The organism is Vibrio sp. WZ-1, assembly GCF_052037695.1.
Lineage (GTDB): Bacteria > Pseudomonadota > Gammaproteobacteria > Enterobacterales > Vibrionaceae > Vibrio.
The window spans coordinates 1-26980 of the sequence record NZ_JBQEQR010000062.1 but is presented as its reverse complement, the minus strand read 5'-3'; the positions used below and the strand labels follow the sequence as shown (position 1 = coordinate 26980).

Below are 26980 nucleotides of genomic sequence, written 5' to 3'. Positions count from 1 at the left end.
CGCACAAGCCCTTATTCTTACAATAAAAAATAGGTGGTGAGCAAAATGGATGCACATCGTTCTACTTACACTGAAACAACACTTCGCAACGCTGCAATTGTGATGGCACCAGATAGGCTAGGGGCTATGCACCAAAATCGAATCAGCTTTGTACGAAGCTTGATCCGAAAAATGGCGAGTCAGGAATGGCGAGTGAGCAAGCATGAGTGGCAATTGTGTCCACGCGGTTTTGGTCATGTAATTTACAAATTAGCGACGCCGGAACACGTTTATCACTTGGTTGTTTTTTGCGATGAAATTGCTGATGAAGAGCGCAATGATCGCGTTATCGCCGAGAAATGGGATGTCACCTTTGCACTTCTGAAAGGGGATGTCCATGTCGAGCTTTTAGAACAGCTAAGAGCTAATGTGCCTTTGCAAGAAGCGGGGCGCAATCCAAACAACGTGCTTGTTCTTGCTCGTGCGAATAAGAGTGTTCGTGTGTTTGAGCACATTGTGAATGCACTTTCTAAAGGTGAGCAGCCAGAGCCTTCGGAACTGGCAGAAGTGGGTTATATCCTAAGAACCACCGCCGTTTATGGTAACGGTAAATTTGGTATTGCCGACTTTAAACTGCTGGAGAACAACCCTGATTTCAACCAGTCTTTCAGTGCACAAATGTGTGCCGTTTATATGCTGCGTGAATTCAGTTTAGATTGGGTTCATTACCTTGCTGCGAAAAAAGGCGGAGATAATGCAGTTGCACTTCACAAAGGTCTGCAGCGCTATCTCGGTGTAGGGAACGCAACTGGCTTGGGTATGGCGCCATATTTAATCAACCATCCATGTATTGTCGACCAATGGATGACATCACGTGAGCGTGCGATTGCCAATGTGCTTGCCATGCCATGTGAGCCTACCGAGTTAGAGCTGCCGTTAAAAGCCCTGCTTAAAAAAGCACAGCGACACTTAGAGCAAGTGATAACAATCAATGAGCATCAAGATCAGCTTAATCATCAAGCGATTGCTGATCTCCAAGCGCTACAAATTAACTTAAATGCTTTGATGGCAGAGCACTCGAATTGGGTAAGCTTGATCAAACAAACCACAACCATGAGTTTGGAAGCCCAAGAAATCCTAACTTCATGTTTGATCGAGCTTTACCCGTCTTTGGTTGATGAATTTGAAAACCAAATGAACACCGATGAGTCACTCTCTATTCCTGGTGGAAAAAGCGTTCAAGATGTTTCGCAAATACTAGAGAGCAAATACCGTTGGTCAATCGATGCCGACTACGCGTTACCAGAGAACAACTATTGGTTCTGGTATCGCTCACAAGACAAAGAAGAACCGAGACTAGGCATTCGTGGGGAAGAAATCGGTGAAGAACGTGAGTTGCCACTCGATATAGGGCGACAAGTAAACCGTCTCTACCATGCGCTGCAAACGTGCCAGCCAGAAACATCGTTGGCGGAGTTCTTACTGCAGCATCCGCAGTATCGTGCAATCACTCGTCGTGTATGGACGCTCGGCAATCGAGAAATGGGCGATATCCAGATGAACGTGCTACGTGAAGACGCACTACCGATGCATCTACTACGCTGTAAGTTAGCAATCTTTGGTGCGACTAAGTTTGATCCGCGTTCAGACCGATGGGTGCGCGTTACCTTCTTCCAAGGCGCACCATTGCTTGATGAGATTCAGGACCCGCGTTTTAGCGATACGTGGATTTTCCCAACCATGCCCGAGCGTGAAGAAATTGCGCAAAGTGACAACCCAAAAATCAGTGGAGGTTTTGCATTATGATCGTCTCACATAACGAGCTGGTAGCAGCAGTAAACAAAGCCTTTCTTGGTATGCGCCGTCATTGCGGTGAAGCCGATGTGATTGCCAATATGGTTGCGGATCTGCAAATGGTGGGTTTGCACGGCGTGCGTCACTTCAACAACGCCAGTCTGTTTCTCAACTTAGATTCAGATTGCGCGGTGAGCATTACGAGTAACAGCGACTCTCATATCGAAGTCGATCTGAACAATGGCAGTATCGCCTGTCATTTACCTGCGGTATTGGATTTTTCGCTTGAGAAAATGGTTAGCAGCAAGAGCGTCACCATTACACTGAAACAATGCCACAATCGCTGGCTGGCATTTAGTGAGCTAGTTAGGCTCTCTGCCAAAGGCATTGCATGCCGTGCTCAGTGGGTCAATGGCACTAGTCCAAAGCGAACCTTGTATGTGTTAAACCGTGGGCGGATTGCACCAGAGGTATTCTTTTCTGACCAGATTGAAGATAACAGTACCGATTATCACAGTATGACGATAGAGCTTGCCATTACGGATTTTGATATCGAAGCGAGTTCACTAGGTTACGCAATTCATATTGATGGTGAAGAGCTGAGCCGTGCGCAGAAAACATCATGGGAAGAGGGCATCTTTGTTGAAGACGCAGAATGGGAAGCACTTAAACAAACTGCCACAGTCTTCCTTGTTGAGAACAGTGAACGCTCGGTGCAAGGTGCGGGCGAGTTAGTGTAGCGTAACCAAAACGGAATCACTGAGAATAGAAAAAGAGGTAGCTGAATGCTGCCTTTTTTCGTTTAAGAATAAAGTAGGATCATGACGCTCAACTACGCTAATGACTGGTTGTTTGCTTCACGAAGGAGAGACCCATGAGCACCATGCAAATCGCTATAGAAGAGAATAAGCGCAATGCCATTGCCTTCTATGAGATAGCATATCGAGGAAAGCTGAGAAAAGCGGTCGAGCTGTACGTGGGGGATGACTACATTCAGCACAATCCGTTGGTGGGTAACGGTACCGCGCCATTTATCGCTTATTTCGAGCGAATGCTACGCGAGATTTTTATCAGAATGAGAGGGGTAGAAATGAATAAAAAAAGCGGATTGCTTGCTTAGCAATCCGCTTACTAAAAATAGCACCGGGTGTTTAATTTGTTACTTTTTTTGAATAAGGTCCGTTTGGCAAGTACGTTGACTGATCTGTGTAGAACACTTGATAGTTAGCCATTCGGGTTAGCGGCATATAATCAGGTGCAGCTCTGTTAATTGTCGCTGTAATTACTGCGCCAATTAAGTCTGCGATGGCATTGCCCGAAGAGCTATTCTGAGGGGTGTACTCCATCATTTTCGAGGCTTCCCAGATAGTTTTTCCTTCACGATCTTTGAAAGTGTATGTGAACTCTACTTGTGTTGTACTTGAAATAAGAACATACGTGGTGTCCCAGCGTTCAATTGTCACATAAAGGAGTACGTCTGCACCAAACATGTCTGCTAACTTATCTGTTGGGAGGGCTTGGATTTCCGCAGGTTCGTATAGACCTTCGTATTCAAGAATAGTCTTTACTGTATTTGATGGGTAAACATAGTAACCTTTCTCTGCCAACATTACAGGAAGAGAGCTGTATACGGCTAGTGGTGCATCCACATCTACACTCTGGTTTACGACAGGCAAAACAAGGATCGATTTAGGATTAGCATCCTCAAAACCAGTTTGTCGTTCTACTTGAGTTGTTTGACATGCGGATAAAGTAGATGCAAGCGCTATCAAGAATAGAGTCTTAACGTAATTCATCAATTGTTTACCTCAGCTTCGTGATCTTGTCTCTCCAAGTTTTGAATAAGCGCATTCATTAATGGTGCACTTTCCGGCCAAACTTCCGCTTCTCTCTTATAAAAAGCTATAGCCTTAGTTGTATCGCCTGATTTGAGGTTAAAGGTACCGACTTCTGCGTATAACCCTGGCGCTGGTTTTTGGCCATTTTCCTCTAGCTCAGCAAGATGTGATTCCAGAGCTACCGGAAATTCTTTGGCTTCAACTGGGTCATGATAGTACTCATAAAGTCCCTCATCGTAACCGCCCCAATCATATAAAGTGTTTGTCGTTTGACAGCCTACCAAAAATAGAGGTAAAGAAACGGCAAGTGCAGGCGCTAAATATTTCATTCAACAATTACCTCTTTTGTTACACCATCACCGACATAGATTTTTTGTGATGATATTAGAGAACCATCTTTGTAGAACTCAATAATGTGAGTACCAGGAAGAACACGGAGCGCTTTTTTACCAGTGGTGTACTGTGCAATAGAACCATTATCTAATCCATCAATCACTACGTTGTAATCAGAGCTACTGTCTTCTTGAACAGAGAATGTTAGTTGTGGTCTGTTATCGACTGTCTTGCTTTCTGTTGTTGGCATTTGTACACAGCCAGCTGTGAAAGCAAGAATCAGGACAGAGATCATTAGTTTGATGTTCATTATTTTTGCTCCACAACATTTAAGCTGTTGATATCAAAGTTTGCAATTGAACCAGAGTTTACGACAGCGATGGCACCTTCGTTTGTCTCTGTATCACCAAAAGTTTGAACAATTTCGATCTCAGCGACTTTTTTCCCTGGAAGGGTGATATCAAAACCAGTTTGTTTTGATTTCACTTGTTTGCCTTGAGTTTCAACATTGAAAGTCATACCTGACTTGATGCCTTGAGATTCGCCACCACTGATGTAAATCATGCCGTCTTCGACTGCAAGGATGTCAGTTGTCCATGGTCTTGTTTGGATTTCTGCCGTTAGCTTACTAATCGCGTCAGAAATTGCGTTTGAGATTGCAGAATCGTTCAACGTGCCATCATAAGAAGACTTAGAGCCAAACCCTGCCACAGAAGCGGACTCTGAACTCGATTCACCTGCACCTGAAAGTGAGTGGTATACGAGTCCTGTCTTGCTATCTACTAGTCGTAGGTCGACTTTTGCATAAGCTACTTGTTTTTTTGTCGATGACAAGAAGCCACTTTCACCTTCAGTTTTGCGGCCAAACTCCGTCAATGAACCGATAATTAAAGTGTCTACACCGACTATGTTTAACTCTTCACCGGTAAGCTTTGCTTCATCTTTCAATCGCTCAATGTCTGGTCTTTCAAAAACCATATATTGGCCTGACTCAGTCAGAGCTTTGGATAACATGTCCGTAACTTGTTTACCGAGGACATCTCCTTTTTCATCTCGCAGCAAACTTTTACCATAAATGGTCTCATTAGAAATTCGACCTAATGCGACTTTGCGTTTCAAGGTTGGTGACTGAGATGAGTTTTCAACGGCCTGTTTTTGAGCTTGAAGTTGCTCAGCTTGTGAATGGCTACTTTCTGTAGACTTAATCTGAGGGCTCTGAGTAGCACAGCCACTGACAAAAGCAGCAAACATCGTAACTGCTGCAATTTTAAATTTCATTGTTCTTTCCTGTTCTATGTGATGCTCATGATATTCAAGGACACACTAATTCATAACTAAAGTATTTTTTGTGCCTCTGGTTGCAATAATACATCTGGTACTTCGTGCTGTAAAAGATAAAAAAATCTTATTTGTTATGACCTTGCGTATTTTTTTAATGCTGTGTTTCAGTTTGTATGGTTGGTTGTGTGAATTGAAAATTAAAGTGCTTTATTTTTCAATTATGCAACTTGATGATCTTGTAAAGCACTTGTCAGTGCGCCTTATTTCCTTCAACAAAATCCGTTAAAACCCTACTCGTTGCACCAGTTAGATACTCTGCTGTGTTGGTCGTTTCTTATACAAAAAATTAACAATCTAAATTTTTATACATTTTTATTGCATAAAATCTCTTTCTTGGTAGTATAAATCCCAAGTGACAATTAATGCAGTATGGCAGCATGAGTATTCAAGTTAAAAGTATCAATAAGTCTTACGGCGATACCCAAGTTCTACACGATGTCAGTTTTAATTGTGAAAGCGGTGAAACGCTGGTGTTACTCGGTCCAAGTGGTGCAGGGAAGAGCTCTCTACTGCGTGTTCTTAACCTTCTTGAAGGTGCGGATAACGGCCAGTTAAACATCGCTGATGACGCATTCGACTTTTCAACTGAAATCAAAGAGAAGCAAGGTTTAGCACTTCGCCGTAAAGTGGGCATGGTGTTTCAACAATATAACCTATGGCCGCACATGACAGTGATGGAGAACCTGATTGAGGCTCCAGTAAAAGTTTCTGGCATGGATAAAGAAGAAGCGAAGAAGCAGGCAATGCAAATTCTGGCGACGCTGCATTTGGCAGACAAAGCGGATGCATGGCCGATGCAACTTTCTGGTGGTCAACAGCAACGTGTGGCGATTGCTCGAGCACTGATGATGAAACCAGAAGTCTTGCTTTTTGATGAGCCTACCGCAGCGCTCGACCCTGAGATCACAAATCAAGTGGTTAAGATCATTAACGATTTAAGCGAAACCGGCATCACTCAAGTCGTTGTTACCCACGAAGTTGATTTTGCTAAAAAGATTGCTAGTCACGTTCTGTACCTCGAGAGAGGGCATATTGTAGAGCATGGCACGCATGATGCGTTTGTTAACCCGCAAACCACTCAGTTTGCTGATTACCTAAATCACTAAATTACGTTTTTAAAGTTCAGTCTATTTAACAGATAAGCTCGGCTGTCATTGCGAGTGTCAGCCCACTAAGTACACACGGAGTATTGCAATGAAAAAGATTTTACTAGCTTCACTAATCGGCCTTTCTTCTGCAACCATGGCAGCAAACGCAGCAGCACAAGAAGAGATCAAATTCGCGATGGAAGCGACTTACGCACCGTTTGAATACATGGATGAAAACAACCAAATTCAAGGTTTTGATGTCGATTTGGCGAACGCACTATGTAAAGAAATGGAAGCAAAATGTACCTTCCACAACCAATCTTTTGACAGCCTGATCCCTGCATTAAAATTCAAGCGTTACGATGCTGCTATTTCTGCAATGGACATTACCGAAGCGCGTTTAGAGCAAGTTAATTTCTCTGCGCCTTACTACGACAACTCAGCTGCATTTGTATCTATTAAGGATAAGGTGGCTGACCAAAAAGGTTTAGAAGGCAAGCGTGTTGGTGTTCAAAACGGTTCAACACACCAAAGTTACTTGATTGAGCAAATGCCAGGTGTAACAGCGGTTCCTTACTCTAGCTACCAAGACGCGTTCATCGACATGAAAAATGGCCGTATTGATTCTGTATTCGGTGACACAGCGGTTGTAGCAGAATGGTTTAAGAAAGAAGACAACCTAGCGTACGTGGGTGAGCACGTCACTAACCCTAAATACTTCGGTAACGGTTTCGGTATCGCGGTAAACAAAGGTAACGACGAGCTAGTGAACAAGCTGAATACGGCACTGAAAACAGTGAAAGCGAACGGCGAATACGACGTAATCTACAACAAGTACTTCGGTAAGTAATATGGCACTAACGGGTTACTCTTTATCGCTTGTTCAAGCTAGTTGGATGACTGTCCAGCTAGCCTTCACAAGCCTTTTAGTCGGTTTGATTCTGGCAGTGGTATTCGCCAGTGGTGAAATGTCTCGCCGCGTTTTCGTTAAATGGCCAATGACGGCGTTTGTGACGATTGTACGTGGCTTGCCAGAAATCCTTGTCGTGTTGTTCATCTATTTTGGTTCGACGCAGGTTCTGTTTTTAATCACCGGAGACTTTATTGAGGTTAGCCCGTTCTTGTCTGGTGTGGTGGCGCTGTCGTTAATCTTCGCTTCTTACGCCTCTCAAACCCTACGTGGCGCGTTGAAAGCCGTCGGGAGAGGGCAGAGAGAAGCGGCGAGTGCTCTAGGTATCAGTCAAGTGCACGCTTTTATTCGAGTTGTTTTGCCGCAAGCAGTAAGACACGCTCTACCAGGTTTAACTAACCAATGGTTAGTGCTACTAAAAGATACGGCGCTAGTGTCACTGATTGGTGTGACGGACTTGCTGAAACAAGCGCAGCTAACGTCAGCAGCTACGCATGAGGCTTTCACTTGGTACGCTACAGCTGCGGCAATTTATTTGATCATTACACTCATTACTCAACGTGCTGTAAAACTGATTGATAAGAAATTTTCGATTCAAGGCATGAGCATGGGACAGGAGGCTACCGCATGAACGAACAACACGTTTGGCAAATGCTGGATGGTTTAAGTACTAGCCTCCAATTGACAGCAGCCTCTTTGGTTGTGGGGTGTATTCTTGCTTTGATGATGACGCTGACTCTGATCCTTCGTACTCCGGGTTTGCATTGGGTAAGTCGTGGCATCATCACCCTTTTCACTGGTACGCCTTTGTTGGTGCAGATCTTCTTGGTGTACTACGGTCCAGGCCAGTTTGATGCGGTAAGAGAAAGCGTATTTTGGACTTGGTTGAGCCAACCTTGGTTTTGCGCGATGTTAGCGTTAGCGCTTAATACTGCGGCGTACAGTACTCAGTTGTTCAAAGGTGCGTTTAACGCGATTCCGTCTGGTCAATGGCAAGCGTGTCGTGCATTGGGTATGAACAAAACTGCAACGCTGAAAGTTCTGCTGCCATACGCAATTCGTCGTGCTGTTCCTGCTTACTCTAACGAAGTGATTTTGGTGTTCAAAGGGACGTCACTGGCTAGCACAATCACGATTATGGATTTGATGGGTTATGCGCAGCGTATTAATGCACAAACCTACGATACGTTGACAGTATTTGGTATTGCAGGAGTGTTCTACTTAGGTGTGAATGGTATCCTTACACTGATATTCCGTCGGGTAGAGAAGAAAGCACTAGCGTTCGAAGCTGCTTAAGACTGTCCTTATTAATTTGATTTCACTTCGCCTCTGTGGATGATTCTCTCGCAGGGGCTTTTTTTGTTTGGGACTTATACCAATTCCATCAATTATCTGCTCATTCTTGCTGGTTAAAATCACTTATAATGGTGTTAAAGATTTTGTAGGTAGAGTAACTAGCTAGCTGCAATCTTTGCCTTGTTTTAAGTGATTTTACCGGCGCAATTTTTTGAACATCTAATTAACGGAACAGGTATTATTAAAAGCTCAAGCCATTAACTCAACCAACTGCGCCAAGCATTCTTTATCTAGTATTGGATGAGGCTCGACGCCCGTGACCAGAACAATATCCACGGAAGGCAGCGATGGCATATCGTCTAAGATCTTAAGATCGTTTGTAACGCTAATACTGCCCATTGCACCTATCGCCATGCCCGAACGTACAATTGCTCTCTGTGCAGATGCCGTATTGCAACACGCCATTAGTTGATAGGGTATGCCGCGCTTGGTCAATCCGTCTACCGCTGCCGCATGGTATTTGCAGTCGGTTTGGAAAAGGGCGAGAGGGAGAGGTTGGACGCTCTCGATGTCAAAATCAGGGTGAGCAATCCACACGCCTTTGTCGCTTGCTAGCCAGTAACCTTCTTCACTGTCCGGTGCTCTTGTCACAATCGCCGCGTCTAGCTTTCCTTCATCGAGTTTTCTCTCAAGGTGATGCTTGGCTCACTGAAGACTTGAATAGAACATGTGGGTTCAGATTGCTGCAATACGCGGATGACTTTAGGCAGGATATTGTCGTTGTAATCTTCTGGGCAACCTAAGCGAAGAGGGCGCTTGTTTTCATAACGTTTCACTTGTTTCAGCGCTTGATTGTGTAAGCTGACTAGTTGCTCTGCATGAGAGCGAAGTGCCAGTCCCGCTTCACTTAAGACAAGGTTACGACCTTCTTTTTCAAACAAACTGACGCTGAGTTCGTCTTCCAGCTTACGCATTTGTGCACTAAACGCTGATTGGGTGCGATTGATCTGCTTGGCTGCACGAGTGAAACTTCCCGTTTCTACAAAAGCAAGAAAGCTGCGTAACGCATCGATATCCATATCTAAAACTCATCCATCGTTTTTGTTGAAGTGTTCCATCAAAACTATCCGTTAGTCCCCTTAAACACAATCAGATATTGTGAATGGGTACTCAAAACACGAACCGCATGGAGGCGTCATGAAACTGTTTATTGCTAACCAAAACTACTCAAGCTGGTCACTGCGTGCATGGCTGATCTTTTCTCAATTCAAATTGAATGTGGAAGTCACCAAGCTGAAGTTGTTCACGGAAGATTTTTACAAGACCTTGGAAGGTATTACACCAACGGCGAAAGTACCGACCTTGGTGGATGGCGATGCAACAGTGTGGGATTCATTAGCGATTTTGGAATACGTTAACGAGCAATACTTACAAGGCCAAGCATGGCCAAGCAACTCCGCAGAACGAGCTAAAGCCCGCGCTATCGCCGCCGAAATGCACTCGGGTTTCTTTGATTTAAGAAACGAACTCCCAATGAACATCCGCGCCCGCAGAAAAGTCGATTTAACGGAGGGTGCACGTAAAGATATTGCTCGTATTGATGCCATTTGGGCAGAGCAATCAGAGCTGCATCCAAACGGTTGGCTATTTGGAGAGTGGTCGATTGTAGATGCCATGTATGCTCCGGTGGCATTACGTTTCCAAACTTACGGTATCGAGTTATCGGAAGGTGCCAAAGCCTACCAACAGAAGGTACTAGCAAGTGAATCTTTACAGCAATGGTTGGAAGAGGCGAGCCAAGAAACGGATATCGTAGAAGAAGATGAAGCAGGGGTAGAGGTCTAAAAATCGTGTGTGAGAAGTAGTTAGTTGATATGGGCATTGAAGCCACATTGTTTTGTGGCTTCAGAACTCGCATGGCTGTTGCAGAAACAAGCTATCATTAGAGATGTCAGGCATAAAAGTGGCATCCCGAGTAATAAGCACAATCCCGAGGTGGTTGGGCGTATCTTGTTGTTAAAAATAAAAATATAGATACGTCAACGAAAGTAAATCTACTTCGATGGAGGATTGGTATGCGACGACTTACTTTTATGAACATCGCTATTGGATTGTTATTGATGATTCAATCCATGGCGCATGCTTCGACGCTAAATGATGTGGACATACAAGAGCAAGACATAGGGAATAAACCGTATTATGTGATTTCCGCTATGTTTGCGGGGGAGGTTGAAGAGCCTAGCCAAACAAGCTCACCGTTTAGTGTCCCTGTTTCTTTAATGATTCCGAAGCAAAGCTGTAATCAGGTTGCGATTGTTGATGTTGTAAACAGCGTACTTTTTGAATTCCCACCCACACCACTTGGTTACATCACGCTAAATATTGGACAAATAATACTCGGAGAAAGCTTCATTTCGGGGAGAGGTGAGAATAGTTTTATTTATGCGAGCGTTATTTGGGATAAAAACGTGGTAGACCAAACGAGTGGAACGATCGTTAAGGGGACGGATGGTTATAGCATCTTGCGACAGTTTGCTCATTTTTTAAAAACGAATGAGGTCCTTGCCATGTTGCAGCTCGAAACTGACTGTGAAATAAAACAAACGATTGGTTTCGGTTGGTCGCAAACTGGTAAGTTGCTGGCGACCATGCTAACGGAAGAGCTCAATGGGAGCATAGAGAATCCCGCCTTTGATGGCTTGTTCCTTGGTGTCGCTGGTGGCATTTGTCGTCAGTTAATCAATGACGAGTTTCCTTGGCGATATACTCCTTGCTCAAAAGCACCCACGAAACATGTCCCGACTGTCGCTTACAATACACAAAGTGAAACAGAGCTTGCTCGTGGAGATGGCAAGTTAAGAAACTCAACGTCGAACTTAAGTGTTTATGAGTACGCTGGCCTGGCTCATATTGATAAGCAATTTCTGCCATTTGAACTGTTGTTTGGTGGTTTAGGGTTCAACTTTAAGCAAAATCCAGTTTCTGTCGCACCTTCCGTTAGAGCCGCGTTTTGGAATCTGTATTTGAAAGTGAAATATGACGTATCAACACCAAAAAGTCGTACGCTTTTCTCAAAGCCTGATCCCCAGACTTTTGTTTCTTTCTTGGATCTAAGAGGGGATGACTCTCTATTGAGTTGGAGTGGAGGTCAGGCATACATCACCGATTCGAATAGAGATGGCTTCGCCGAAGGCGGGATACGTCTTCCTCATATGCCTAGTTCGAAGCAAAGCCCACTCTCGTCTATGCTGGGTGCTCCACTTGGCGTCTATGGCGGTATTGATTATGACTACGCTGGAGGCCCAGGGATATTCTTCGCAAATGGTGGGACATTTTTAGAATATGACGACGAGACACTGCTTGCGCTCTATCCAACTAAGCAAGCATATGTGCAAAGAGTGGTTTTATCGGTATGGTCGCTAATTTTTGAACGTTATCTTTTGGTTGAAGATGGATTAATGCTCATAGAGCAGGCTGAGGCATTGCAATTGCCAATATGGGAGCCTTAGGTTCAAGTAAGAAGGCGATATGATATCTCATAGCTTCAAGGGTGTTGTAATGCATAGATGCACTCTTCACTTCACCGTTGCGAGCGTGATACTTAAACAGTATCACGCTCGTCGTTTTATATGTTTTTAAGAGTATCTTGATATCCCAAGATAATAGAAATATAAACTGGTGATCAGTAGGTTAAATATCTGAGGGACTCATCCTTAGCTTGTAGAAGTCACTGTATCCAGACTTACGTATTTGTATACCAGAGACTCCTTTTTTACAGGTGACTTGTTCTTGTCCCCAGAAGAGCGGCAAGATGCTTGAGCTATGCCTTAATGTGGCGAGTACTTCTATTAAGCGTTCCTTAGGTCTGCCTTGAGCAATCGCGTCGTGTACAGCGTCGACGTGGTGATCAAACTCACCTGTGTCAAAGATGAAACGAATGCCGGTCCCCGTAAGCAACCACTCGTATGCACCGTATTGTAATGGTGGCTCAATAAGGTCTTCGACAAGTAGCAGATCCGCTTGTTCTTTTACGAGTTGGGGTTTACTAGCATCAGATAATTCTACTAGCTCTACTTTCAGGCCTGTTTGACTAATCAAAGCGATAAGCCACTCGCTCATTCTCTCTAGGTATTTGATGGTCCATTTGGGATGTGTCAAGACAATAGTGCCTGTAAGCTTTGGTACATCGCTCACTGATTCCGATGCCCCAATCAGATCCATTACATCCAAGTCACTATGGGCTGCGAACTCAAATCGACGACTCTCCAGAAACTTAAACAAGCTTTGCCACGTTTGATCGCTAATTGAACTGCTGGGACGGCGGTTATGTGCCAAATAGGAAAAAGCTTGGATCGTATAGCTTTCATTATCATCGGTGTCTTGGTTATAACAGAGATGCTTATCGAGCTCCTCGCCTTGGTGGGAGAGGGTGATTTGGTCTAACAGTGCTTTTTTAGCGAAGTAATGATGGTGTTTTTTCATCACTATCTTATCTTCTTCCCAGTACTCTAACTTAAATGGGCCTGTTCCAATTGCCACACTCCTCTGATTACTAAAGGCTTTATGGCGTCTTGATACGATAGATGCGTTAGCTGTAGCGAGGCAGTATATGAATAATGGGTTCTCCTGAATAAGCTCGATACAGATAGCTTGTCGTGTGTCATCAAAGCTGACTTTTACGACTTGTTGAAACAATCTTTTTACAGGGCCATCTGTTGCTACCAACTGCTCTAGTGCAATGATGACATCTTGAGCTTCTAGCATGAGGCCATCATGGCTTCGGATATCCGGGCGAAGCCAAATATAGATAAATTTCCCGTCAGTTTGGTAGTCACAGGCTAAGTGGGGGCTTAATTGACCATTCGAGTCAATAGTGAACAGGGTATCATAAATACTTCGTATGACTTGGAGCTCTGAAAAGCGATACGTCACAGATGGGTTGAGTTCATTAACCCAAGGATATTGGCTTATGATAAGAGAATTTGCGTCTTGATTTTCTTGTGCGGCTTCTGCCATTGCTTGGCTAAGTGCACTTGCTGCAACCGTTTTATACGTCTCTAGGTATTTTGGAATAGCATCGAAGTTACCGCTACTAATTTCATGGTGGATAGTTCGATACAGGGCTTGATGCATTGAGATCATTACTTTGAGAGTGCTGGCTTTACCACGACCTCGGCCTGGTATCCATCTTATCCAACCATAGTTATCTAGCATCTTGAGGATGTTGGAAGTATTACGTCTGGAGGTAGCAAAGACGGCTTCCAAATCATCTAAGCTAACTTGGTGCAGCTGAGAGTGATTGTAATGATTTAGTAGCTGACTCAATCTACGAAGACATGTTTCGGTCATTTTGCTATGCCACGGCTTGTATAATAGATAAAGAGGGGATACTTAGTTTTTTAAAACCTAATATAAGGAATAGCCTTAAAGTTGGCTTGAAATAGTCATGCTATATTCGCTTAAAAAGTATCATTTCTGTTTTAGATAAAGATATTACTACTATTTTTTTAAAACGGCTTATGTTTTTACTTAATTTATTAAGATAATTATGTTTTCTTAGTTATAAGTATATTAGTTATCAGTTTCTGGTTTCTATCTAAAAAGTCGTTGGTGAGTAAAGTTTGTTCAGGTTTGATTTTTTATCGCTGAATACGAAGGAGAGAAATGCCCCTAGTAATTACTTAAAATTAACTAGGGGCTGGGGTGTTAGTCTACTTTTGGAAAAGTAGTAAATATAGTCCACTCATCTTTAACCATACCTTTATGCCCAATAACGGTAGCGGTTACTCGACGGTTTAAAGCGTGGCTTACATCATCCGTGCCTAATTTGACTAAATGGGTATCACCAAAGCCTACAATAGTTAGCCTTTTCTCTGAAATACCCTGTTTAATTAATAGATTACGTACATTGCTCGCGCGGCGACGTGATAAATCAAGATTATAGGCAGCGGTGCCAACTTTACTTGCATAACCTTGTATCTCGATAGAGGTCGTAGGGTACTTCTTAAGAAATGTGGCCAATTCAGTAATCTTTTGTTGGAATACTGGATTAATGCTATCTGAATCATTAGCAAACAAGATCTTAAGTTGATACTGTTCTTCTTTGTTTAGGTAGGTTTCGCAGCCATCATTATCTACTTCGGCACCAAGCGGGGTATTTGTACACAGATCGCGAGCATTGATTACGCCATCATTGTCCAAGTCTTGCAGGTCTGCGACTTGAGTGGCCTCTGGAGTTGGAATGTAATCGAACTGATCCATTGCAAATGCGTTATGTAGGCTCATTGTAGTTAAAGCTAGAAATATTAAGGTATTGTTTTTCATGGTTTTTAGTACTCTACTGGCTGAGTCCATTCTTGAGGAATATCGACGCGTAATGCATCAAGTAATTTTCCTGTAGAAGTTAGAGTTCGGTATTTAGCGTATTGTTGAGCGAACTGAGTATCGAGGTAACTTTTTCGTGATTCAAATAACTCATTTTCAGTATTGAGCAAATCCAGCAATGTACGTTTACCGATGCGGTATTGTTTTTGGTAAGCAATAACAGTGTCTGACATGAAGTCAACATGCTGACTTAGGAAGGTTTTTTGCTTACCAGTCAGCTCTAGAGCACTCCACGATAGGCCTAGTTCTTGTTCAACACTTCGGTAGGCGCGCTCACGTAGATCTTTCGCTTTGTTGAGTTGGTAGGCCATACTGTCTGTGTTTGCAGAATCTCTGCCACCATTGTAGAGGTTGTAACGGAGACGAAGCATTGCAGTGGTTTCAGAGCTGCTACCTTCAACACCTCCAGCATCATCACGCCAACTTTGTGCTGCTTCAACAGAAACCACTGGGAAGTAGTTAGCGTCTGCTTGCTGGTATTGGAATCTTGCAGAATCGACATCAGCTAATGCTATTTTGATAACGGGATGGTTTTCAAAAGCTTGATTTTTAGCCTCATCTAAGCTGCTTGGGATAAAGTTTTGGTCTGCGCGTGGAAAGATCAGATCCTGAGGGGTTTCGCCCACTAATCGAATAAATGTGGTTTGCGCATCTTTATAGTTGTTTTGTGCCGCTAGCAAATTGCTGTGCGCCTTCGCTAGACGCCCTTCAACTTGTGTCAGGTCGGCAATTGATCCAATTCCCGACTCTGTACGTTTTTTGATATCAGTATAAATACGTTCGTGCGTATTTAGGTTGCTTTCAGAAAGCGTAATAAATTCCTGTGCCTCAATTACGTCCAGATACGCTTTAGCAACTTGTAGAGCAACATTTTGAGCATCAGCCAGCAATTGATAACGCACCGATTCTGCATCTGCTGATGTACGATCTATATCGTATAGGGTCTTTGAACCATCCCAAATCAGTTGGTTAAATGTAATTGTGGCGTCTTTACGGGTCATATCTGTTCTATCTGAAGAGTTCGCAGAGTCTATACCTTCATAACCGATACCAGCGTCTAAATCGATAGTCGGTTTATACGCGCCACTTGATTGGTCAATGATGTAGCGTTTGCTCATATATTCATTGAACGCACTCTTAATCTCTGGGTTGGTTGCAAATGTAATTGCTACAGCCTGCTCTAATGTCTGTGCACTTGAGTGAAGGGGTATTAACAAACCAAAACACACAAGACTAATACTACTAAGCTTCAAAGGAAGTCTCCCCAAATAATTCGCAACGCTAATTATCTTTAATTTATGTCTCAATATTGAAACTGTAAGAACTGAATATATTAAAGAAAACGTTTGTATAAGATCTGACTTGGTAAATTTAAGCCATCATCTGTCAAAAAATGTAATTGTCGGAACAAAGTCCTCAAAAATAAGCCGCATAACATATGTCTTTATGGAGCAAAATAAAACAACTTTAAAACATGAAACTTATTGGCTGAAAAGTGCATGTTTTACGTTGGGCAATTAATGATAAATTATCACCTATATGTATCACTGCCTGAAGTAATTCTCATTTCCTGAATTCATCGAGGGGGAAGGGATTATTTCATCTGCTAAATGGGGTAATAATTTTGGTTGGAAAGTCAAGCTCAACTACAGATAAGTATGTTGTAATCGGTAAAGATGGTCACATTAGAGTAGTTGAATCTAAGGATAACTTGCTTCCGGGTGAGATTGTCGTAGAGACGATGAAAAGTGACTCTCTAGCTCTAAACACTTCAGTAGAACGTGGTGATACAAACTCAGATATACCTCCTGAAGTGAAGGACATTGTTAAAGCTATTGCGCAAGGCGATGACCCGACAGAGTTAGGAGAGGAATATGCCACAGCTGCAGGTGAGCAATTAGGTTCTAGTTTAACGGCTTCCGGAACGATTGAACGTTCAGGAGCTGAACTTCTGGCAAGTACGTTTTTTGAAACTTCAGGTTTAGACAGTGAGCAGAGTGATACCAAAGATTTACCTGAGGTGCTCCATTCTTCTGAAATAGATAGTAGTAACTCCACGGCGTTAATTGATGGTGACGACGCGGGCGCGGTGCAAGAAGACGTAACGCTGACCACGAGCGGTAACTTAAACGTGGCTGATCCTGATGCAGGCGAAGCGGTCTTCCAACCTCAAACCGACGTTCAAGATGGCAATTGGGGTACCTTCTCTATCGATGCTGATGGTAACTGGACCTATGAGCTGAACAACAGCCACCCAGACGTGCAAGCGCTAGATGCCGATAGCGATCCAGTTATTCGTACCATGACAGTGACGTCGGCGGACGGCACCACTCATGACGTTGTAGTCACTATTACTGGCTCAGACGACAAAGCGGTCATCACACCAGATCAACCGGGTGATGACGCGGGCGCGGTGCAAGAAGACGTAACGCTAACCACTGGCGGCAACTTAAACGTGGCTGACCCTGATGCAGGTGAAGCGGTCTTCCAACCACAGACAGACGTTCAAGATGGCAACTGGGGTACTTTCTCTATCGATGCCGATGGTAACTGGACCTATGAGCTGAACAACAGCCACCCAGACGTGCAAGCGTTAGATGCCGATAGCGATCCAGTTATTCGTACCATGACAGTGACATCTGCGGATGGCACCACTCATGATGTTGTAGTCACCATTACGGGTTCTGATGACAAAGCGATCATCACACCAGATCAACCGGGTGATGATAAAGGCGCGGTGCAAGAAGACGTAACGCTGACCACTGGCGGCAACTTAAACGTGGACGACCCTGATGCAGGCGAGGCGGTCTTCCAACCTCAAACCGACGTTCAAGATGGTAATTGGGGTACCTTCTCTATCGATGCCGATGGTAACTGGACATATAAGCTGAACAACGGCCACCCAGACGTGCAAGCGTTAGATGCCGATAGCGATCCGGTGATCCGCACCATGACAGTAACATCGGCGGACGGCACGACTCATGACGTGGTGGTGACGATCACGGGCTCAGATGACAAAGCGATCATCACACCAGACCAACCGGGTGATGACGCGGGCGCAGTGCAAGAAGACGTAACGCTGACCACTGGCGGCAACTTAAACGTGGATGACCCTGATGCAGGTGAGGCGGTCTTCCAACCGCAAACAGACGTTCAGGACGGCAACTGGGGTACTTTCTCTATCGATGAGCAGGGTAACTGGACCTATGAGCTGAACAATAATCATCCAGACGTGCAAGCGTTAGACGCCGATAGCGATCCGGTGATCCGCACCATGACAGTAACATCTGCAGATGGCACGACTCATGAGGTGGTTGTGACTATTACTGGTAACAACGATGCTCCGGAATTTATTAGTGGAACAAATGATAGCCACGGCCTAGATGAAGACGGTAAAGCCGATACCGATAGTTACCAATTTAGCATTAATGAGAATGCTGTTGCTGGCGTAATTGGGCAGGTTGAGGCATTTGATGTCGATAAAGGTAGCAATGTAACTTATCAGTTAACCAACCATACTGACCTTTTTGAAATAAACAGTCATACAGGTGAGATCAGCGTTAAAAGCGGCGTAGTCTTTGATTATGAAACGTTGGATAGCTACCAACTATTGGTAGAAGCTCAAGACCAGTCTGGAGCGAAGGATACGGCCAACGTCAATGTCGTGATAAATGACATTAACGAAGCTCCAATCGCTGAAGATGACAAGGGTATTGAGAAAGAGACTAAGGTTTTAGATCACACGAACTGGGACGACAGTGCCGATATTAGTGTGGATTACTACATCGTTGATACCAACACTGGTAACAAAATCGGTGACGCTAACAAGGCGGATTACACCGGTGACGGTGGTACGCATAAGTTTGGGGTTAGCTCCTCCTTAGATGGCGGTACGGATCAGGTAAAAGACGGTCAAATTGGGTTCGATGATGCCACTTCACACAGTGAGGCTATGCGTTTCACTTTCGCTGATGGACAAGTCGCAGATCATGCTGAAGTACAAGTTAACAATCTTTGGAGCTCTTGGGAGCCTGGAGTTGAGCGCGGTGTTTGGAAGGCTTACTACAAAGGTGAGGTTGTCGCTTCGGGTGTATTTGTAGGTACTGGCAATGGTAAGCAAGTTGTAAGTATTGATGCGGACGGTCGATATTTCGATAGCATTGAAATGTCAGCAGTGGGTTACAAAGATGGTGTGGTTGATCCTAAAGGATCGGAGTACTTTGTAACGCAAGTTTCCGCCGACTTGACGAGCTTTGATGACGACTATCAAACAACAGGAGCAGGTATTCTAGAGTTGGATGTGTTAGCGAATGATAGCGATCCAGACGGTGACGAACTGACCATTATCGACTACCCACAAACAGATTATCTAAACCTAGTAGATGGCAAATTGGTGTTTGATGCAGCCAAGTATCTTGAGTCATTGCCAGAAGATCAGCGCACGATTAAAACTGGGGAAATAAAGGAATACTCATTTAAATACGTCATTAAAGATGCGGATGGCCTAACTGATGAAGCAGAAGTGACAGTCCATGTGGTCGGTGAGCCTATTTCATTGGATGATTCGCATATCATGCTCGATGAGTCTGCAGTTGGTGCGAATTCTGGCGTACATGCTGAAGGTGATTTAGTTGCCAACCTTGGTTCTGCATCAGATGCTGAGTTCCGATTTGATTCTGAACAGAATCTGGAGAACGTTACCAGTGAAGGTAAGCCAGTCGTGTTTGAAGTGAGTGACGATCGCGGTACTTTAACCGGATATGTTGGCTCAGGTGATGATAAGGTCAAAGTCATTGAAGCGAGCATTGATGGGAAAACTGGCCATTATACCGTCGAACAATATGAGCCAGTAGATCATTCAAAGCCAGGTGCTGATACGTTAGATATCCCTGTCAACATTCAAGTGGATGCAGGTGGTCGAGTTGAAAATGCGACCATGCACCTTGGCGTTGTTGACTCTTTACCTTCAGTTAATTCAGAGCACCATGAAATCATGGATGTTGACCCACAAAACAACAGTGTTGTTATCGCGTTAGATGCATCGGGTTCAATGTGGGATGACATGGTTAAAAACGAGCAAGGCGTTGAAGTTACCCGCTGGGACCTAGCACGCAGTGCAATTAAGACCATGTTTGAAAAGTATGATGATCTTGGTGACGTTCGATTTAAGATTGCGACGCACTCAGGTTATCCAGATGGTCAAACGTCTGAATGGCTGGAATCTGTGGATGATATTGATGCTTACTTGGATTCAATTGGTCGTGGTGGCTGGACGCCATATAGCCAAGCGATTGACCAAGTAAATGCTGCCTTAACTGACCTTAGTCAAGAAACAGATGACACTAGCAATCATCAGCTTTACTTTATTTCGGATGGTGCGCCAAGCGACTTCAACTCATGGACAAAGACGTCAGATCCTGCATATACAGAGTTACGCGAGAGCTTAATGAAGTGGTCTACAGCAGACGATTTTGAAAGTGAGCAGCGTTACGAGTACTTAGTTAATGGTTGGGATCAACCGACAGAAGCTGAGCAAAATATCATTCTTGAAAATGCGATGGAGCGCAGTATCGGTTCGAGTGGTGCGTCTTTAGAGAACATTTGGTCAATTGGTATTGGTGCTGGTGCGGATATGAAATATCTAGAGCCAGTGGCAACCGATAAAGGCTCAGCACTAGTGGTGACTGATGACTCTCAAATAGAGGGGCTCCTGAATAAAACAGTATCAGGTCAGCTTCAAAGTAACCTTTTAGATGATATTAGTGGCGATAGCCAATGGGTCGATCAAATAGAGGTGGATGGTGAAACCTACCAATATAATAAAGTGGAAGGTACTGTTAGTAAGAGTGATGGAACGGTTATTTCTTCTTACTCGTTGGCAGAGATCGACACCGAGCACGGCACGTTAACCATTAACTTTGAGAATGGTCGCTATGATTATAAAGCGACGAATGTTGTTGGCCATCAACAAGAAAAATTTGATGTAACCGTTATCGACGCGGATGGCGATACCGCCACTGGTGAAGTGACTATCGATATTCGAGATCGCGCTCCTGAGTTTATTAGCAATACTGATGCAGATCAGACTCACGGAACCGATGTCAGCGGTATGCCAACTGCAGATAATGCAACCTTTAACGTTGCAGAGCAGGAAGCTGGATTGCTTGTGGGGCAAGTTAAAGCTTTCGACCCTGATGGTGTTGACACTATTAAATACGAGCTAAGTGGCGGTGATGCGAATTTATTCCGCGTAGATTCAAATAGCGGTGAGATTTGGCTTAAAGACGGCATTAAGCTAGATCACTCTGTTAAGGATAGCTATCAATTAGAAGTCACGGCGACGGATGGGACGGACAAAGATACAACTCAGGTTACTCTAAACGTAACTGAAAACCATGCGCCTACTTCATCGCCAGTACATGGCTTTGCTGAAATGGAAGACTTGCCGATTAACAAAGTGACGGTTGTGTTTGATGAATCAAACAGTATGACTCGTACCTTTGATGGACAAAACACCGTTGGTAGTGAAGCAACTGCAGAAAAGAGCGAATCAAGAGCTTATAAAGCAGCAGAGGCTCTGCATTCTATGGTTGAAAACATGATTGAGGAAGGCGGTCAATCTAATACTTTCATTCGCTTGGTTCGTTTTGATGGCGATACGTCTACACAGAGCTGGTTAACTTTAGATCAAGTAGAGGAAATGAGCCGTCCGCCTTTGCTGAATGGACGTGATTCCAATGATCCTGAATATCTCAGCGAAGTTGCCTCTTACGTGAGTCAATGGTGTGACATTGATCATGGTACGAACACAGACTACAGCAAGGCACTAGAAGCCGTCATGGCCCCCAATGAAATAGGAACTCAATTCCCTTGGCAAGATGGCTTAGATGAAAACGGTAATTTTGATTGGGATCTGTTCTTGAAAGAACAGCCAATCGAAAGTAAAGAGACCATATTCTTTATCTCTGACGGTGCACCAAACCCTAAAGAAGGTGAAGTAGCAGCTGCGGATTTGAATGAACGATGGGAAGACTATAAGCAAACGCATGATGCCAAAGTATATGGTATTGGTATTGCAACGTCAGATAATGAAAGTGCAGCACAAGCGCTGGAAGAGTTGAGCGACAAAGTTGTATTTATCGACTCTGGCGAAGAATTGGGCCAGTTCCTAAATCAATTTTCTCCTGAACCAATTGCTGGTGAGTTGCTTTCAGGAAGCCAAGATGAAGATGGCGACATCATGACAGTATCTTTGGCTGATGGGGATTTTACTCTTTTGAGTGCGGATTTGCATGATGTCACCGTCGACCAAGACCTTGTTTCTTCGACGAGTCAAGTAGATGGGAGCTTACATGTTGAAACGGCATTTGGCTTGTTAGAGGTCGAGTCAAACGGCAGTTACAGCTTTACACAAAGTGATAGCGTTACCTTAGAAGGTAGCCAACAAGTTGATCTTAGCTTTCTCTTTAAAGTGTCAGACGGAAGAGGCGGGGTGAGTGACAACGTCTTTACTCTAACACTTAGTGAATCAGGTGCAGACGTCGCTTCTACTGAGCGTCATGCTGTCATGGGTAATGACCTGGCCAACTTGCTTGATGGTAGTGAGACTATTGATATCATGCTGGGGCAAGACGGTGCGGATACCTTAAATGGCGCTGCAGGCGATGACATCCTAGTGGGTGGTCTTGGTAATGATATTCTCATCGGAGGTTTAGGGAATGATATCCTAACGGGAGGTGAGGGGAGCGATACGTTTACTTTCACCAATGAGTCTTTAAGTTCTGACCCATCTATGGATGTGATCAAAGACTTCAACCTAGCTGAAGATAAGTTAGATTTGAGTGATATTGTTTCGCCAGCAGATGATATGGCTGGTATGGAAGCCTTACTGGAACATGTTAGTGCTAGTTTTGATGGTGAACAGGATATCCTTAATCTAACAATTACTAACGATACAGGTCAGTCTACATCGGTTGCATTGGAGAATTTTGATATGTCTGGTCTAGAACTGGGCGCATCAGCGACCTCGCATGAAATTGTTGACCAGTTGTTCCAACATCACGTGTTTACAACGGACTAATAATTTATCTTTGGCAAGATAACCATTAATGTTAAGCGGCATCTGAACTATTCAGATGCCGTTTTATTTTGGTTAATCTAACTACATATTCTGATAACTCGGTCCGCCGCCACCTTCTGGTGCCTTCCAAGTGATGTTCTGTGATGGATCTTTGATGTCACAGGTTTTGCAATGTATACAGTTTGCAGCGTTAATTTGGAATATTCGTTCGCCTTCGACTTCCACCACTTCATACACGCCAGCAGGGCAGTAGCGCTGACTCGGCTCGTCAAACTTCTTCAAATGTACTTGAATCGGAATATGAGGATAGGCAAGGTGTAAGTGGCACGGCTGATTCTCCTCGTGCTGTGTTCCGGACAAAAACACCGATGAGGCCTTATCGAAACTGATCACGCCATCAGGCTTCACGTATTCAATGGGTTGGCACTCGTCAATTGATTTCAGTTGTTCATGATCGAGTGAAGGGTCTGTGATTGTCCACGGTATTGGTTTCTTAACCAGAGGTAACCATAGATTGTGTTCGAAGGTGGAAAGCGCGCCACCTAGCAGACTGCCGAACTTATGAATGTTCGCACTAAAATTGCGTGTGTCGCTGAGTTCTTCATACAGCCATGAATCTTCAAATTTGGTTTGGTAATCCGGCTCCGAATTTGATTGTGTGAATGCTTCGGTAATGGCTTCTGCCGCTAACAAACCGGATTTCATCGCAGTATGACTGCCTTTGATCTTAGCGACGTTTAAGGTACCTGCATCACAACCAATCAATAAACCGCCGGGGAATTGCTGTCGCGGCAGAGAAGACAGTCCACCTTTCGCAATGGCTCTTGCACCGTAAGCGATGCGTTGAGCGCCTTTCAAATGCTGTTCGATTGCAGGGTGGTGCTTAAAACGTTGAAATTCGTCAAACGGACTTAAGTAAGGATTGCTGTAATTTAAGTCGACAATAAGCCCAACGGCGATTTGGTTATTCTCCATATGATAGAGGAAACCGCCGCCAGTGGTGTTGGATTCACTCAGTGGGTACCCTGTAGAATGAATCACGCTGCCTGATTGATCTTTGGCATCAGCAGGTAACTCCCAAATCTCTTTGAGCCCGAGCGCATAATGTTGCGGTTGTTTATCATCGTCTAAACCAAATCGTTGGATGAGCTCTTTACCTAAATGACCTCGGCAACCTTCGGCGAATACGGTGTATTTGGCTTTTAACTCAATACCGGCTTCAAAATTGGGTTTGGCTTCTCCTTGCTTGTCCAAGCCCATGTCGCTGGTGTTTACCCCTGTAACAGCGCCAAATGCATCGTAGTTAATCGTGGAAGCGGCGAAACCGGGATAGACCTCGACGCCAAGTGATTCTGCTTGTTCTGCTAACCAACGACACAAGTTCGCCAAGCTGATGACGTAGTTGCTTTCATCGTTATGCATTGGGTTAGGGGTAAGAAAGTGGGGAACACGAACGTGATTAAGTTCTGTCGTTAGGTACAAGAAGGCATCGTTTTTTACAGCGGCGGAAAGAGGCGCGCCCATGCTCTGCCAATCAGGAAAGAGTTCATCTAATGCACGCGTTTCGAAGACCGCGCCAGATAAGATATGTGCACCAACTTCTGAGCCTTTCTCTACTACACAAATAGACAGAGGCTCACCTTCACAGTCTTGGTTGAGTTGTGCTAAGTGGCATGCTGCACTCAAACCTGCAGGTCCGGCGCCGACAATCACCACATCAAATTCCATGCATTCTCTTTCCATCTTCTTGCTTCCTTTATGCGAAACCTTTCTTTGTGTTTCAGGTGCTTCTTCTATTGCGCAGTGCTCGTATAAAGAACTATAGTCCAGTTGACGTAAACGTAAACTAAACTAAGCTCAAATGGTAACGTCATAGGGCGTGATAAGGATTTTGTGTGACAATGTCACAGTGTGATTTTTGCGAGCAAAAACCTGAGATTTATACAAATCTTTGTCGCGCATGACCCAATTGCAAGGATGCGTATCGCTTTGCGATCTGCTAGGAGGGAATGTGAAAGTACTGGTTGCGATTAAACGTGTAATTGACCCCTACGTTAAAGTAAGAGTGAAATCTGATGGTTCCGACGTGGAAACCAACAACGTGAAAATGACGATGAACCCATTCTGTGAAATTGCGGTGGAAGAGGCAGTACGCCTGAAAGAAGCTGGGGTAGCAGAGGAGGTGTTGGTGGTGTCGATTGGTGACACCAGTTGTCAGGAACAATTGCGCTCAGCGCTCGCATTAGGTGCGGATCGTGCGATTCATATTGATGTTGAACAGTCACCAGAACCGCTTGCGGTCGCGAAGTTACTCAAAGCGGTGATGGAGCAAGAACAGGCTAAATTGGTGGTTCTGGGTAAACAGTCAATCGATACGGATAACAACCAAGTCGCGCAAATGTTGGCAGCACTGACGAATCGTCCACAGGGGACATTTGCATCGGAAGTGAAAGTAGAAGGGGAAACGGTTCTGGTTACGCGAGAAATCGACGGTGGCTTAGAGACGCTCAAACTGGATTTGCCTGCGATCATCAGTACGGATTTACGTTTGAATGAACCGCGTTACGCCTCTCTACCGAATATCATGAAAGCGAAGAAGAAGCCGCTATCGGTAATGACGCCAGACTTCTTTGGTGTGAGTGTCGAACGCTCTCAGCAAGTGCTGGAAGTCATGACGCCACCTCCACGTAAAGCGGGTGAAATGGTTGGTAGTGTGAGCGAGTTGGTCGACAAGCTCAGAAACGAAGCGAAAGTGATTTAGGAGGCATAACCATGGAAAGCAAACAGTTAGCAACCTTGGTCGTTGTGGATCACGATAATCAATCACTTTCAATCGATACATTACGTGCGTTGAGCGCGGCTTCTCAGATTCAACAGGAGGGTGCCTCTTTGCCTGTCACCGCCTTGTTGGTTGGGTATCAATGTAGCTCAGTGTTAGATGAGTTGAAGTGCGTGCAAGGTATTTTGCAGATCATCTCGATTGATGCCGTCGAATATCAGCATTTATTGGCAGAAAATCTGTCTACCTTGATTGCCGAAGTTGGTCGGGATTATTCACATATCCTTGCCCCTGCGAGTACCTTTGGTAAGAACTTGATGCCCCGTATCGCTGCATTACTGGATGTTGGGCAACTGTCAGATGTGATTGCAATTGAATCGTTGGACACGGTTATTCGTCCCATCTATGCAGGTAACGCGTTAGCCAGAGTTCGTTCTGACGACACAACCAAAATGATGACGATTCGAAGTTCAGCGTTTGACGCAATTGCTGTGTCTGACTCACCAGTAGTCGAGAATGTCGTGACGTTAGAAACGGTAATTAAGGCAGAGCACAGTGAGTTTGTTTCACAGCAAAAAGCGGAAAGTGAAAGACCAGAGCTACCTGCGGCAAACGTTGTGGTCTCTGGAGGTCGTGGATTAGGCAGCAAAGAGAATTTCGCGTTGGTGGAACAACTTGCCGACAAGCTTGGTGGTGCAATTGGTGCGTCACGCGCTGCGGTAGATGCAGGCTTTGTCTCCAATGATTTGCAAGTAGGGCAGACGGGTAAGATTGTCGCGCCGCAGCTGTACATTGCCGTGGGTATCTCCGGAGCCATTCAGCATTTGGCAGGGATGAAAGATTCTAAGGTGATTGTGGCGATCAACAGTGACCCTGAAGCGCCAATCTTCCAAGTCGCAGACTATGGTTTGGTTGGTGATTTGTTTGAGATTATGCCGGAGTTGTTGGAAAAGATTTAAGTTCGGTATTTTTCGGGCGCCGTTCCCTAGAGCGAAGAATGAGCGAGCAGGGAATCCCTTCTTGCTCACTACTTTAAGTCGTCATTCTGAACAGCGAGGAACGAGCGTGATTCAGAATCTATTGTCAAAGTGCTCGGTTGGTTTGTTGCTATGAAAGATCTTCAGCGTTCGCTGTTATTAGATTCCTAGCCGCGCTTAG

Annotated in this window: 19 protein-coding genes and 2 pseudogenes; 12 read left to right on the top strand and 9 right to left on the bottom strand. The window is 44.5% G+C overall.

Translation table 11 applies throughout. The annotated features are described in order from the left end of the window. The first annotated feature begins 45 nt into the window (after window positions 1–45). The 3 genes and pseudogenes from ACTS60_RS06775 to ACTS60_RS06765 form a co-directional block, all read left to right on the top strand. The gene (locus ACTS60_RS06775; protein WP_440887619.1) at window positions 46–1785 is read left to right on the top strand and encodes a hypothetical protein; all 1740 of its coding nucleotides are present in this window, start codon (window positions 46–48) and stop codon (window positions 1783–1785) included. After that, window positions 1782–2513 (top strand): DUF3726 domain-containing protein, encoded by a 732-nt coding sequence (locus ACTS60_RS06770; protein ID WP_440887618.1) that lies wholly within the window; start codon window positions 1782–1784, stop codon window positions 2511–2513. The genes ACTS60_RS06775 and ACTS60_RS06770 overlap by 4 nt, the downstream gene beginning before the upstream one ends. 134 nt (window positions 2514–2647) lie before the next feature. Next, window positions 2648–2836, top strand: a pseudogene (locus ACTS60_RS06765) (nuclear transport factor 2 family protein); the annotation flags it as partial. Window positions 2837–2924: 88 nt separating this feature from the next. Here the strand turns inward: ACTS60_RS06765 and ACTS60_RS06760 are convergent. Genes ACTS60_RS06760 through ACTS60_RS06745 form a run of 4 tightly spaced genes read right to left on the bottom strand, consistent with a single transcriptional unit; the run spans window position 2925 to window position 5222 of the window. Continuing rightward, complete coding sequence (locus ACTS60_RS06760) at window positions 2925–3569, bottom strand: DUF799 domain-containing protein (protein WP_440887617.1); 645 nt, start codon at window positions 3567–3569, stop codon at window positions 2925–2927. After that, window positions 3569–3940 carry a DUF4810 domain-containing protein gene (locus ACTS60_RS06755; RefSeq protein WP_440887616.1) on the bottom strand — a complete coding sequence of 124 codons (372 nt, stop codon included), beginning with the start codon at window positions 3938–3940 and terminating at the stop codon, window positions 3569–3571. The genes ACTS60_RS06760 and ACTS60_RS06755 overlap by 1 nt, the downstream gene beginning before the upstream one ends. Beyond that, on the bottom strand, window positions 3937–4254 hold the full coding sequence (locus tag ACTS60_RS06750) for a hypothetical protein (RefSeq protein WP_045386899.1): 318 nt from the start codon (window positions 4252–4254) through the stop codon (window positions 3937–3939). Before ACTS60_RS06750 ends, ACTS60_RS06755 begins: the two co-directional genes overlap by 4 nt. Next, window positions 4254–5222: a CsgG/HfaB family protein gene (locus tag ACTS60_RS06745; RefSeq protein ID WP_045477696.1), complete on the bottom strand. Its 969-nt coding sequence runs from the start codon at window positions 5220–5222 to the stop codon at window positions 4254–4256. Before ACTS60_RS06745 ends, ACTS60_RS06750 begins: the two co-directional genes overlap by 1 nt. Before the next feature lie 440 nt (window positions 5223–5662). Here ACTS60_RS06745 and artP point away from each other — a divergent pair, with 440 nt between their 5' ends. From artP to artM, 4 genes are all read left to right on the top strand, one after another. Continuing rightward, window positions 5663–6391, top strand: a complete 729-nt coding sequence (artP, locus tag ACTS60_RS06740; RefSeq protein WP_010451570.1) for an arginine ABC transporter ATP-binding protein ArtP — start codon at window positions 5663–5665, stop codon at window positions 6389–6391. An 88-nt stretch (window positions 6392–6479) separates the two neighbouring features. Further along, window positions 6480–7223, top strand: coding sequence for an arginine ABC transporter substrate-binding protein (locus ACTS60_RS06735; protein WP_071234349.1), 744 nt, complete (start codon window positions 6480–6482; stop codon window positions 7221–7223). Window position 7224: 1 nt separating this feature from the next. Beyond that, entirely contained in the window at window positions 7225–7914 is a 690-nt protein-coding gene (artQ, locus tag ACTS60_RS06730) for an arginine ABC transporter permease ArtQ (protein WP_440887615.1), read from the top strand. Next, window positions 7911–8579 carry an arginine ABC transporter permease ArtM gene (gene artM, locus ACTS60_RS06725; protein WP_440887614.1) on the top strand — a complete coding sequence of 223 codons (669 nt, stop codon included), beginning with the start codon at window positions 7911–7913 and terminating at the stop codon, window positions 8577–8579. The genes artQ and artM overlap by 4 nt, the downstream gene beginning before the upstream one ends. 249 nt (window positions 8580–8828) lie before the next feature. Here the strand turns inward: artM and ACTS60_RS06720 are convergent. After that, window positions 8829–9658, bottom strand: a pseudogene (locus ACTS60_RS06720) (LysR family transcriptional regulator). Between the two features lie 118 nt (window positions 9659–9776). Between ACTS60_RS06720 and ACTS60_RS06715 the strand changes: the two are divergent. Together ACTS60_RS06715 and ACTS60_RS06710 are read left to right on the top strand one after the other, a co-directional pair. Beyond that, window positions 9777–10424: a glutathione S-transferase family protein gene (locus ACTS60_RS06715; protein WP_228905822.1), complete on the top strand. Its 648-nt coding sequence runs from the start codon at window positions 9777–9779 to the stop codon at window positions 10422–10424. Between the two features lie 248 nt (window positions 10425–10672). Then, the gene (locus ACTS60_RS06710) at window positions 10673–12088 is read left to right on the top strand and encodes an alpha/beta hydrolase domain-containing protein (RefSeq protein ID WP_440887613.1); all 1416 of its coding nucleotides are present in this window, start codon (window positions 10673–10675) and stop codon (window positions 12086–12088) included. A 181-nt stretch (window positions 12089–12269) separates the two neighbouring features. Here the strand turns inward: ACTS60_RS06710 and ACTS60_RS06705 are convergent, their stop codons facing one another. From ACTS60_RS06705 to ACTS60_RS06695, 3 genes are all read right to left on the bottom strand, one after another. Then, window positions 12270–13928 (bottom strand): ABC transporter substrate-binding protein, encoded by a 1659-nt coding sequence (locus ACTS60_RS06705; RefSeq protein ID WP_440887612.1) that lies wholly within the window; start codon window positions 13926–13928, stop codon window positions 12270–12272. 357 nt (window positions 13929–14285) lie between these two features. Continuing rightward, entirely contained in the window at window positions 14286–14903 is a 618-nt protein-coding gene (locus ACTS60_RS06700) for an OmpA family protein (protein ID WP_440887611.1), read from the bottom strand. A gap of 5 nt (window positions 14904–14908) precedes the next feature. After that, window positions 14909–16216, bottom strand: coding sequence for a TolC family outer membrane protein (locus ACTS60_RS06695; RefSeq protein WP_440887610.1), 1308 nt, complete (start codon window positions 16214–16216; stop codon window positions 14909–14911). Between the two features lie 371 nt (window positions 16217–16587). On the opposite strand from ACTS60_RS06695, the gene ACTS60_RS06690 reads away from it, so the two are divergent. Next, complete coding sequence (locus ACTS60_RS06690) at window positions 16588–23043, top strand: VCBS domain-containing protein (protein WP_440887609.1); 6456 nt, start codon at window positions 16588–16590, stop codon at window positions 23041–23043. An 81-nt stretch (window positions 23044–23124) separates the two neighbouring features. Here the strand turns inward: ACTS60_RS06690 and ACTS60_RS06685 are convergent, their stop codons facing one another. Further along, window positions 23125–24786 (bottom strand): 4Fe-4S dicluster domain-containing protein, encoded by a 1662-nt coding sequence (locus ACTS60_RS06685; RefSeq protein WP_440887608.1) that lies wholly within the window; start codon window positions 24784–24786, stop codon window positions 23125–23127. A gap of 268 nt (window positions 24787–25054) precedes the next feature. Here ACTS60_RS06685 and ACTS60_RS06680 point away from each other — a divergent pair, with 268 nt between their 5' ends. Both ACTS60_RS06680 and ACTS60_RS06675 read left to right on the top strand, forming a co-directional pair. Continuing rightward, on the top strand, window positions 25055–25804 hold the full coding sequence (locus ACTS60_RS06680) for an electron transfer flavoprotein subunit beta/FixA family protein (protein WP_440887607.1): 750 nt from the start codon (window positions 25055–25057) through the stop codon (window positions 25802–25804). Window positions 25805–25815: 11 nt separating this feature from the next. Next, complete coding sequence (locus tag ACTS60_RS06675) at window positions 25816–26781, top strand: electron transfer flavoprotein subunit alpha/FixB family protein (RefSeq protein WP_440887606.1); 966 nt, start codon at window positions 25816–25818, stop codon at window positions 26779–26781. Window positions 26782–26980 lie beyond the last annotated feature (199 nt).

What these genes read in the sequence shown, in the direction of transcription:
- ACTS60_RS06715 (WP_228905822.1), top strand. Translation starts at nt 9,777, where the DNA reads ATGAAACTGTTTATTGCTAACCAAAACTACTCAAGCTGGTCACTGCGT.
- ACTS60_RS06705 (WP_440887612.1), bottom strand. Translation starts at nt 13,928, where the DNA reads ATGACCGAAACATGTCTTCGTAGATTGAGTCAGCTACTAAATCATTAC.
- artQ (WP_440887615.1), top strand. Translation starts at nt 7,225, where the DNA reads ATGGCACTAACGGGTTACTCTTTATCGCTTGTTCAAGCTAGTTGGATG.
- ACTS60_RS06675 (WP_440887606.1), top strand. Translation starts at nt 25,816, where the DNA reads ATGGAAAGCAAACAGTTAGCAACCTTGGTCGTTGTGGATCACGATAAT.
- ACTS60_RS06735 (WP_071234349.1), top strand. Translation starts at nt 6,480, where the DNA reads ATGAAAAAGATTTTACTAGCTTCACTAATCGGCCTTTCTTCTGCAACC.
- ACTS60_RS06700 (WP_440887611.1), bottom strand. Translation starts at nt 14,903, where the DNA reads ATGAAAAACAATACCTTAATATTTCTAGCTTTAACTACAATGAGCCTA.
- ACTS60_RS06685 (WP_440887608.1), bottom strand. Translation starts at nt 24,786, where the DNA reads ATGGAAAGAGAATGCATGGAATTTGATGTGGTGATTGTCGGCGCCGGA.
- ACTS60_RS06755 (WP_440887616.1), bottom strand. Translation starts at nt 3,940, where the DNA reads ATGAAATATTTAGCGCCTGCACTTGCCGTTTCTTTACCTCTATTTTTG.
- ACTS60_RS06775 (WP_440887619.1), top strand. Translation starts at nt 46, where the DNA reads ATGGATGCACATCGTTCTACTTACACTGAAACAACACTTCGCAACGCT.
- ACTS60_RS06710 (WP_440887613.1), top strand. Translation starts at nt 10,673, where the DNA reads ATGAACATCGCTATTGGATTGTTATTGATGATTCAATCCATGGCGCAT.
- artM (WP_440887614.1), top strand. Translation starts at nt 7,911, where the DNA reads ATGAACGAACAACACGTTTGGCAAATGCTGGATGGTTTAAGTACTAGC.
- ACTS60_RS06770 (WP_440887618.1), top strand. Translation starts at nt 1,782, where the DNA reads ATGATCGTCTCACATAACGAGCTGGTAGCAGCAGTAAACAAAGCCTTT.
- artP (WP_010451570.1), top strand. Translation starts at nt 5,663, where the DNA reads ATGAGTATTCAAGTTAAAAGTATCAATAAGTCTTACGGCGATACCCAA.
- ACTS60_RS06745 (WP_045477696.1), bottom strand. Translation starts at nt 5,222, where the DNA reads ATGAAATTTAAAATTGCAGCAGTTACGATGTTTGCTGCTTTTGTCAGT.
- ACTS60_RS06750 (WP_045386899.1), bottom strand. Translation starts at nt 4,254, where the DNA reads ATGAACATCAAACTAATGATCTCTGTCCTGATTCTTGCTTTCACAGCT.
- ACTS60_RS06760 (WP_440887617.1), bottom strand. Translation starts at nt 3,569, where the DNA reads ATGAATTACGTTAAGACTCTATTCTTGATAGCGCTTGCATCTACTTTA.